The organism is Flavobacterium sp. (assembly GCF_027484945.1).
In the GTDB taxonomy this organism is placed as follows: Bacteria; Bacteroidota; Bacteroidia; order Flavobacteriales; family Flavobacteriaceae; genus Flavobacterium.
In genome coordinates this window covers 1-9,426 of record NZ_JAIXRZ010000064.1, presented here as the reverse complement: position 1 = coordinate 9,426, position 9,426 = coordinate 1, and the positions used below count along the sequence as shown (strand labels likewise).

General features: G+C 36.0%; 7 protein-coding genes, 1 tRNA gene and 1 pseudogene. 5 read left to right on the top strand and 4 right to left on the bottom strand.

The window, feature by feature from the left end:
- The 3 genes and pseudogenes from Q0039_RS09405 to Q0039_RS09395 all read left to right on the top strand — a co-directional run.
- Positions 1–446 (top strand): annotated as a pseudogene (locus tag Q0039_RS09405) (methionyl-tRNA formyltransferase); the annotation flags it as partial.
- A gap of 170 nt (positions 447–616) precedes the next feature.
- The gene (locus Q0039_RS09400; RefSeq protein ID WP_297511999.1) at positions 617–889 is read left to right on the top strand and encodes an HU family DNA-binding protein; all 273 of its coding nucleotides are present in this window, start codon (positions 617–619) and stop codon (positions 887–889) included.
- Positions 890–998: 109 nt separating this feature from the next.
- On the top strand, positions 999–1,559 hold the full coding sequence (locus Q0039_RS09395; RefSeq protein ID WP_297511997.1) for a YqgE/AlgH family protein: 561 nt from the start codon (positions 999–1,001) through the stop codon (positions 1,557–1,559).
- Here Q0039_RS09395 and Q0039_RS09390 read toward each other — a convergent pair.
- Both Q0039_RS09390 and Q0039_RS09385 read right to left on the bottom strand, forming a co-directional pair.
- Positions 1,551–2,369, bottom strand: a complete 819-nt coding sequence (locus Q0039_RS09390; protein WP_297511995.1) for an aminotransferase class IV — start codon at positions 2,367–2,369, stop codon at positions 1,551–1,553. The genes Q0039_RS09395 and Q0039_RS09390 overlap by 9 nt on opposite strands.
- A gap of 50 nt (positions 2,370–2,419) precedes the next feature.
- Positions 2,420–2,812: an START-like domain-containing protein gene (locus Q0039_RS09385; RefSeq protein ID WP_297511993.1), complete on the bottom strand. Its 393-nt coding sequence runs from the start codon at positions 2,810–2,812 to the stop codon at positions 2,420–2,422.
- Between the two features lie 142 nt (positions 2,813–2,954).
- On the opposite strand from Q0039_RS09385, the gene Q0039_RS09380 reads away from it, so the two are divergent.
- A tRNA-Met gene (locus Q0039_RS09380) sits at positions 2,955–3,028 on the top strand.
- 501 nt (positions 3,029–3,529) lie between these two features.
- On the opposite strand, the gene Q0039_RS09375 is transcribed toward Q0039_RS09380, so the two are convergent.
- Together Q0039_RS09375 and Q0039_RS09370 are read right to left on the bottom strand one after the other, a co-directional pair.
- On the bottom strand, positions 3,530–4,645 hold the full coding sequence (locus Q0039_RS09375; protein WP_297511991.1) for a hypothetical protein: 1,116 nt from the start codon (positions 4,643–4,645) through the stop codon (positions 3,530–3,532).
- A 16-nt stretch (positions 4,646–4,661) separates the two neighbouring features.
- Positions 4,662–6,353, bottom strand: a complete 1,692-nt coding sequence (locus Q0039_RS09370) for a hypothetical protein (RefSeq protein ID WP_297511989.1) — start codon at positions 6,351–6,353, stop codon at positions 4,662–4,664.
- 573 nt (positions 6,354–6,926) lie between these two features.
- Here Q0039_RS09370 and Q0039_RS09365 point away from each other — a divergent pair.
- The coding region (locus Q0039_RS09365) for a choice-of-anchor D domain-containing protein (protein WP_297511987.1) at positions 6,927–9,426 on the top strand (2,500 nt) is incomplete at its 3' end.

Sequence of the window (9,426 nt, the reverse complement as noted above, 5' to 3'; positions counted from 1 at the left end):
TCTTGAATTTAGGCTGTAAAGCTGTAGTGGAAACCTTAGAATTAATTGCAACGGGAACAGTTGCTACTACAATACAGAACGATACGCCCGATATAAAAACTGCCTATAAGTTAAATAAAGACAATTGTAAAGTTGACTTTTCAAAAACCGGTTTGGAAATTTACAATCAGATTCGCGGTCTATCGCCATATCCTGCCGCTTGGTGTATTGTAAATGATCAGGGGAATGAATGGAATATTAAACTGTATGAAACCGAATGGGAACCGCAGCAGCATTCGTTAAGTGTTGGGACTTGGCTTGCTAGCAAAAAAGAAATTAAAATAGCGGTTAAAGGCGGATTTTTAAGAATACTGCGGTTACAATTTCCTGGTAAAAAACAAATGACGGCTACAGAAGTGGTAAACGGTATGAAATTTAGTGAAAATTGTAAAGCGTATTCGAACTAATCGCACTATTAGCAGGCGATTCCGACGTTTTTAGAGCACCTTATCAACAAAACACCTGATTTATCAACAAAATGCGCAAAAACAAGGGTTGAGGCTTGTCTACTGTGGATTTTCTTTTAAATTTGTTTTGATTAACAATTAAGTTTAACCAACAATTAATAACTATTATTATGAACAAGTCAGAATTAATCGATGCAATTGCTGCTGATGCTGGAATTTCTAAAGCAGCTGCTAAATTAGCTTTAGAATCATTTTTAGGAAACGTAGGATCTACTTTGAAAAAAGGTGGTAGAGTTTCTTTAGTAGGTTTCGGTTCTTGGTCAGTTTCTAAAAGAGCTGCTCGTGATGGAAGAAACCCACAAACTGGTAAAACAATCAAAATCGCTGCTAAAAACGTAGTGAAATTTAAAGCTGGTGCTGAATTAGAAGGTTCTGTAAACTAATTCTACTCCCAATTGAATACATAAATCCCGATTATATCGGGATTTTTTTTTGCATAGAATGGGGCGGCAATTGTTTTTTTGTCTAACTTTAATGTAAATTGAATGAAATATGCATTCTGAAAACCTTCAAAAAGGCCAACTTTTAATTGCCGAACCTTCGATTATCGGGGATAGTTCCTTTAATCGATCGGTGATTTTATTGGCCGAACATAACGAAGAAGGTTCGGTAGGTTTTATTTTAAACAAGCCTTTATCCTATTCACTGCAGGATTTAATACCCGAAATCGAAGCTGCATTTACAGTATATGATGGTGGACCGGTTGAACAAGACAACTTATATTTTATCCATACTGTTCCAGAATTACTTCCCAACAGCACCGAGATTTCAAATGGAATTTATTGGGGAGGTGATTTTGAACGGACCAAAACCTTAATCAATAACGGAACTATTCAAAGGGACGCTATTCGTTTTTTCTTAGGTTATTCCGGATGGGATGCACAACAATTGGAACATGAACTACAAATGCATTCGTGGATTGTTTGCTCCAATACGTATGCTGCAACCTTATTAACTAAAAATTCGACGGGTTTTTGGAAAGAAAAAATTGTAGAAATGGGCGGTGATTATCTTATTTGGTCTAATGCGCCCGAAAATCCGATTTTAAACTAATGCATTTAAGGCGTTAGTAAGCACCGATGCAAAAGAAGTTACGTACTCCTTTTTACGGTATTTTGTAATAGATTGTATGCCTTGTATAGCATTTGTGTAAAACAATTCGTCGGCTTTTTGCAATTCAAACGGAGAAATCGGTTGCTCCAACAACGTTATCCCTTCCCAGTTTTGGAGTATTTTGAGCATTTGTTTTCTTAAAACACCATTCAAACAACCCTCAGATAAAGGGGGAGTAATTACGGTAGTTCCCATCAGCATAAATAAATTTCCATTGAGGGTTTCGACAACATTTTTAGATTCATTAATCAACAAGCAATTCTGAAGTCCATTTTCTTTTGCGTAAATCGAACCCACAATATTGATGAGTCGGTTAGTTGTTTTTAAGGTAGAAAGTAGATGATTGGTAATATGAAAATCTTTGTACAAATCCACTTCACAAGGATCTGAATTAATTTGGAAAGTTGGAGTGGTTAGCGACTCCGAGCTAACGATATAGGAGACTGAATTCGTTTCGGGAGTATAGCGTCCACCTTCGTTGCGAAAAACAGTCATTCGCACACGATACGCTCCATCGTTAGGAATAACCGTAAGTAACTGCGATTCAAAAAACTCCAGTGTAAACTCTTGAGGAATTCGCATGCGCAAAATCCGCATTGAAGCCATCAAGCGAAAATAATGGTCTTCACTAAAATTTATTTTACCGTTAACTACCCGAACCGTTTCAAACAATGCATCGCCAAACAAAAAACCGCGATTGGAAGCAGTTAGCTCAAAATGATCTGAAATTTTTCCGTTATAATTTAGCATAAAAAAATCCCTCTTTACTGGAGGGACAAATATACTTTATTGGTTGGATATTATACCGACCCAATGACATGTTTCAAGTCAGAAATTTGATTTTCCCACAACTGTTGGGATTCTTCAATTTCATCTTCTTCAGCAAAATCGATAACCATCAAGGAGACATCTTTTGTAATTTCATCTTCAAGGATGCGCAATTCAAAGTAATATTCGGTATCTTTTTTATTTTCATCTACCCATTTGAATCGAACTTTCTCACCTGTTTTCTTTGATGCTAAACGCGCATTTTCCTCTGTATCATCCCAATGAAACGTAAAAAATTCACCCCGAGAATTAACCGTATTGGCAAACCACTCCTGAAGTCCAGAAGGGCTTGAAATATATTGATAAAGCAATTGAGGTGACGAGTTTATAGGAAACTCGATTTCGTAACGTACCTTTTGTGCCATGGTTTAAAATTTCTCGAAATATATAATATATTTAAGAAACTTTACTTTAAAAAAATATTTTTTTTTTTGGAAGGAATAATTTGCAAGCTTTTAGATAAATTATATATTTGCACCCGCATTAGCAAACGCTTTGCATTGTCCTGGCGAGGTAGCTCAGTCGGTTAGAGCGCAGGATTCATAACCCTGAGGTCGGGAGTTCAAATCTCCCTCTCGCTACTTGAAAATCTTCACAGAAATGTGAGGATTTTTTTTGCAGAAAACTCACTATAACTATTGAAATTCAATAACTTATACTTTACAAAAAAACACCCTGTGTCTGGTTTATTTTTCAAATATACTACAAAAATAAATCTATACAACTACCTTCAAAAAATACTAAAAAACAGCTCTTTTTAACACTTTTTCAGCCACTTTTGTGACACACTTTTCAGGTTTTATAGTACTTGCAAGAAGAAATCTGTCACACTTTTGATAAAAACACATGCATTTTATCTTATAAACACATTACAAGATCCATATATGGATAAAAAAAGAGTGGATTAAATTCCATCTTTAAACGATAATTTCACTATCATTAATACAAACTAATATGTTACTTTAAACCAAACATAGTTTGTTTACGGAACTTCTAGTGTGTTTATTGGCAATCATGAAATATTGCAACATTATTAAGCACTTAAAACATAAGGAATGAAAGGTTTAAAAAGAACAAGCTATCTAGAATTTAGATTTGTTTTTATCATTTTCCTGTTTGTTTTGAGTCGGAGTTCCCCCTCCAAAATAGTCAATAAGGAACTCAAAAGCTTCCAGAATTCTATCTCTGTATTTTCCTGCTTTAAACTCATCATTCCAATCTTGATTAAAAAAAGTATAAATGTAGAATCCGACTCCTCTTTTTACCATTCCGTGAGAGTTTAAATGCTTTTCAAAATCTTCGATCTTATATATTAACTTTTTATTGTATTCGTGATCGTAATACCAATCTATATTATCATAATTTGACTTTCCATTAATAAAGATGTTGGGGCCCACAATCATTGGAGCTGATTCATCTGTTACCCAGAAGAAGGAAAGATTTCTTCGTTCGTCAATTTCGTGTAATGCTATATTTCCAAATTCTAATAAAAAAAAGTTCTTATAAGTGATAACGCTATGATATTTATACTTAAAGTTTTCAATCCATACCTTTGAAAGATCTATGACGATACGTTCTCTTCCAGCTTGATTAGAACTGCGATCATGTTTATCTTCATAGGTACCAAATACATTAATGATTAATTGAGATCCACTTAGTGAGAAACTAACTTCACAGCTCCCACAAACTATACACCCTTCAACTGGTGATGAATCGGCATTTATAGCAAATTTTCTTGCACAATCGTTCAGAAAATTAATGGCATCTTCTGGTTTACGTTCATTTTGATAGGCATATGTTTTTAATCCAGCTTGAATGTACTCATTCACATCTACCATTTCGTGATACTTCTCGGGGGGATAGGTGTTTTTATCAATCATTGAAAAGAACTTTTCAGCATCCTGTTTAAGTATAGAAAAATTTTTGTAAGATTTTTTAAAACTCAATTCACTCTTGTCATTTTTTTTCTCCAAACTATTATATGCTGATTTTAAGGCTAGATAAAGAATTCTCGGATTAGCCTTACCTAATTTATCGATTAAATCTTGACAAGCCTTGTAGCATTGGAAATTATCTCCTTTTTCATAAAGCTCTTCTGCTTGTAGAAACTGTTCACGCGCTTGTTGATCTGTAATCTGAGCACTCAGTGGAGTAAAAATCGAAAGTAGTGTAAGTGTGGAAAGAATTAAATACTTCATAAGAAATTATATCATTTTAGTTGTTCCAGAAATCATCGTTAGTTCTCGTGGGAGATGTAGGAGGATTAATTCTCTTAGGATCTTTTCTCTCATTCACATCTATTTGCTGCTGTGCAGCACGGTCGTTAATTAACTTCATAGCGGTTTTTGCTTCATTCAAGTTCTTGAAAAATCCAAGAAATAGTTTTGTACCGTCTGATGATACTACAGGTTGAAATTTAATTTTCTTATAGACATCAGATAAAAGGGGATAAGTGCCGTCACTATATCTGTTCATCATGTAAAGCTCAATAAAAACAGTTGGTTTAGTTTCTTGACTATTGCGTCTACTGTAACTGATATAATAAACAGAGTCTAGTTCTTTTTCAGTTGGTTTATTACTGAATTGAAATCCTGCTAAAATTTTAGCGTCAATATCAGCATGTTTCAATCCATAAGTTAAATCATTTTCTAGACTATCAACAGCGTGATTAACTTCTTCATGGTTGGTCTTAACTAGAAGCATCTTCCCCGTACCTTCGCAATAACACTGGTATTCTCCTCGGCCATAGCATGAGAAACATACAGAAACACCTTTATTGCTGCAAGCAATACACTGATTTAAGCCTGTTCCTGAACAATTTGCACATGATAAGATATAGGTGCCCCAGCTTTTTTTACCCGATCCATTACAAAATGAGCAGCTTTTACCACCGCTGCCACTACAAGCGATACAAACTTTTTCTCCTTTTCCTTTACAATTACCACAAGATTTATATCCTTCCCCACTGCATTTATCGCAATCAGCCAACTCATAAGAGGGGTCTTTACTTTTGGTGTTAAACTCATCTATTCGCATTCTACGTTTTCCGGCATCTTCATTCAATCCCTTTCTTATTTTATTTTGTTGTAGGATGGAAAATACAGCTCCGATTCCTTGCATAATTCCGGCATCTCTTTGCGCACGAGCCTCACTCTTACGGGTAATTTCTTTCAATTGGGCCTGATAGCGCAATTCGTTTTGACGAAACGCTTCTTCACGTTGAAGACGTTCTGCTTCTTGTTGCTTCCTTTTGGCCTCCAGTTGTTGTTGTCGCTGTTGTTCAGCAGTTTGTTTTTGAATGACACTATTAGACGATGTTGACTGATCTATATTTTTATTATTTGATGAACTATTAGATTCATCTCCTGGAAAAACAATTGTTGGCATAGCAGTTCCTGGAACTACTTTATTTGAACCACTGCGATACGTAGTATTACCCGATGAACCGGAACCTTTTTTTTGTTGTTGCTTATTGTATTCCTCTTCAGGTATTGAGTTAATGTATCGTTTTGTACCAGCCCTTGTAGCTATAATCTTAATCTTCTTTTCACCATCCATATACTCAATGAGTACTTTTTCTATTCCTGAAATCGATTTGAAGGTATGCCAGTCACCCTTTTCATTGGAAATTTCTCCATTCATTGTTTCTGCACCAAAGCTACTTTTCATAAATTTATCTTCACAATCCTTACCTTCCAGCCAAATTTCTACATAAGTGCGTTGGGGCAGTGTGTGGCGGATTCGTACATATTTACTTGCTAATCCACAGCTACATTTTCCACTGGAAAAAAATTCAAGCTGGTAATCTACTTGTCCACTAGTGCTACTCCAAACGGTTTTCCATTCAGACCAAGATTTGCCGCAATGATTATCGTTTTGGGAAAATACATCTTTACTTATAGTCATTGTAATAAGTATAAGAAAAAATCCTATTTTTTGGATGTTCAAAGAATGAAATGACATCTTGTGATTTAAGTGTTAAGAAGCTTATGAAATATTTAAAATGACACCAAATGATTCAGTTTTTTTTAATATTAAATCAAATTTAAAAAAATAATTTCTAATATATATATATCTAATTGAATAAAAATAATTACAATAAATTCCTAACATTATTTAGGAATAGGGGACTAATAATATTTTATTTAGAGGCAGGAAATGGAGTAAGGAATTGATAAAAAAAGTCTTCAAAAAGATCCTTTTACTGTTAGTCGCAAAGTGTTTTTTATACCAAATTATCACGGTCAGAAATTCAAAATGTTCACAACAAATTATGGTCGCTTGATGTTCCACTTGCAAGTTTATTTTCTACCCACCTAATCGTATTTTTTATCGTAATAGATATTAATTTATTGTAAGAATTATATTATTTTTAAATATTTAAAGTGTATTTCATCGATTTTTAATGTATTTTATCGACGTTTTTACAATTTATATGTATTTTTGAATTGTCAAATCAATCGTTTAAATCTAGTAAAAATGAAAACGAAACTACACCTACCCAACCTTATCCTATTTTTATTTGGATTCTTTTCTTGTTCATTATCCCTATTTGGACAAACGCAATCAATAACTTATTCAACTACTGGAAGTCAATTGTTTACTGTTCCAGCCGGTGTTACCAGCATCACTGTAGAAGCTTGGGGCGGCGGCGGCGGCGGCGGTAACAGCAATAATTCCAATAGCAATGGTGGTTCTGGTGGAGGCGGAGGTGCTTATGCACGTTCGGTACTAAGTGTAAGCCCAGGACAAACCTTATATGGTTTTGTGGGTGCAGGAGGAACTGGTGCAGCTGCTAATGCAACAACAAGCGCTAGTAATGGACAAAGTACTTGGTTTAACCGTACGGGGGCTAATGCACAACCAACATCCGTAAGCAATGGTGTTTTGGCAATAAATGGAAATGCGGGTTTGAATAACTCAACCGCTACTCCATCAAATCGTGGTTTGGCCTCACTTTCGTTTGGAAGTAGCACTACGCTTTCGGGTACAAACGGAACAGCAGGAAGCTCCAATGGTGGTGGTAATGGTGGTAATGGAGCCAACAGTGGTGGTGTAGGTGGATCGGGTGTTAACTCGGGCGCAAGTAACAATGGTGCAGCTCCTGGTGGTGGTGGAAGTGGAAGCGACGACAATGCTTCGCAAAAAGGTGGAAATGGTGGTTCCGGACAATTAGTAATTACTTATAGTACTCCTGAAATTGAAATAAGTGGAAATGGTTCGACAATTATTGATGGTTCAACTACTTCAAGTAGCACTAATCATACCTATTTTGGAACTGCAGACGTAAATACTGGATTAATTTCGCGAACTTTTACAATTCAAAATGGAGAAACAGGAGTTGATTTGATTTTGGGAACTCCATCCCTTTCGGGTATTCATGCAAGTGAGTTTTCAATTACCTCTTTCCCCGCATCTACAGTTTCTACTGGAGGGGTAACCACTTTTACTGTAACATTTAATCCGAATAGCTTTGGAACGAAAACAGCTTATATCACGATTACTAATAATGATTCCGACGAAAATCCGTATTCCTTTTGTATTGAAGGGAATGGAATCGTAGATAATGATGGTGATCTAGTCGATGCGGGTTCAGATCTTGATGATGATAATGACGGTATTTCCGATGCAGTTGAGTGTCGTGCTTGTACAACGGATCCTTTTCAAAATGGAAGTTTTGAGACACCTGTAATTGGCGCAGCTACCTATTCATTTGTACCTACCTCGCAAGTAACTGGTTGGCAAACTAGTGCCGAAAATGTAATCGAAATTTGGAGTTCTGGCTTTAATGGGGTTACTGCAGCGACTGGGAATCAATTTGCTGAATTAAATGCAAATGTACCCGGTGTACTTTATCAAACGTTTTGTTTGAATGGCGCAGGTGGAACAATCGTCTATTCTGTAAAACACCGCGGAAGATCAGGAGTAGACACCGCATATATGAAAATAGGGACATCTTTAACAGAAGCCCTTGCTTCAACACCTGTTCAAACGTTAATTGACGGCACAACAGGATGGGGACTTTATTCAGGAACCTACTCTATTCCATTAAACGCAACTCAAATTGTAATTACTTTTCAAGCTGGACCAACTGGTTCTGGCAATCAATCAATAGGTAATTTTATTGATGATATACAAATTTCGATTAACCAAAATTGTGTCGATACCGATGGTGATGGTTTAACCGATGTAAACGATTTAGACAGTGATAATGATGGTATTCCCGATATTGAAGAAACAGGTTTCAAAGCTTCAAGTAACGGATTATCTACTTTTGATAAAACCAATGGGGCTTCTTGGGCTGATGCTAATGGAAACGGTTTTAATGACTATATCGAAGCACAAATTGCTGCAGGAACCTATACGTTGTTAAATACTGACGGTGATGGAGTAGCCAATTATATTGACCTTGATAGCGATAACGATTCCTTTTTTGACACTGATGAAGCTGGATTACTTTTTGGTGATGGCGATATCAATGGCGACGGTAAAGGAGATTATACCGATACCGATACTGATGGCGTAATGAATATTCATGACAACTTCACTGGATTTGGTACTTCTGGAAAATCGTATGCGCAAGACACTGATAATGATAGTGTTGCCGACTTCCTTGACTTGAATTCTGACAATGCTGGTGGATTTGATATTGCTGGTGGACTATACGCTACTCTTGACACTGACAATAATGGCCGAATCAATGGAACTACAGATGCTGATTTTGATGGAATCATCGATACTTTTGATACTAATACGACGAGCTTTGGTTCGCCACGTAACCTTGATCAAAAATTTTATTTGAATTTTGACGGTCGTAATGACTATGCCGAAGATGGTAATCTTATTAACGGATTAACCAATGCTTCGATGATGGGATGGATAGACCTTAATAGTACTTTTGCAGCAACAGGCGTCGTTATGGGGCAAACGAATTTTCAAGTACGCGTATCCAATTCACGCGCTTTACAAGCAGTTGTTA

Bases quoted from the DNA above. Each gene is read 5' to 3' on its own strand.
- Q0039_RS09400 (WP_297511999.1), top strand. From the start codon at position 617: ATGAACAAGTCAGAATTAATCGATGCAATTGCTGCTGATGCTGGAATT.
- Q0039_RS09395 (WP_297511997.1), top strand. From the start codon at position 999: ATGCATTCTGAAAACCTTCAAAAAGGCCAACTTTTAATTGCCGAACCT.
- Q0039_RS09390 (WP_297511995.1), bottom strand. From the start codon at position 2,369: ATGCTAAATTATAACGGAAAAATTTCAGATCATTTTGAGCTAACTGCT.
- Q0039_RS09385 (WP_297511993.1), bottom strand. From the start codon at position 2,812: ATGGCACAAAAGGTACGTTACGAAATCGAGTTTCCTATAAACTCGTCA.
- Q0039_RS09375 (WP_297511991.1), bottom strand. From the start codon at position 4,645: ATGAAGTATTTAATTCTTTCCACACTTACACTACTTTCGATTTTTACT.
- Q0039_RS09370 (WP_297511989.1), bottom strand. From the start codon at position 6,353: ATGACTATAAGTAAAGATGTATTTTCCCAAAACGATAATCATTGCGGC.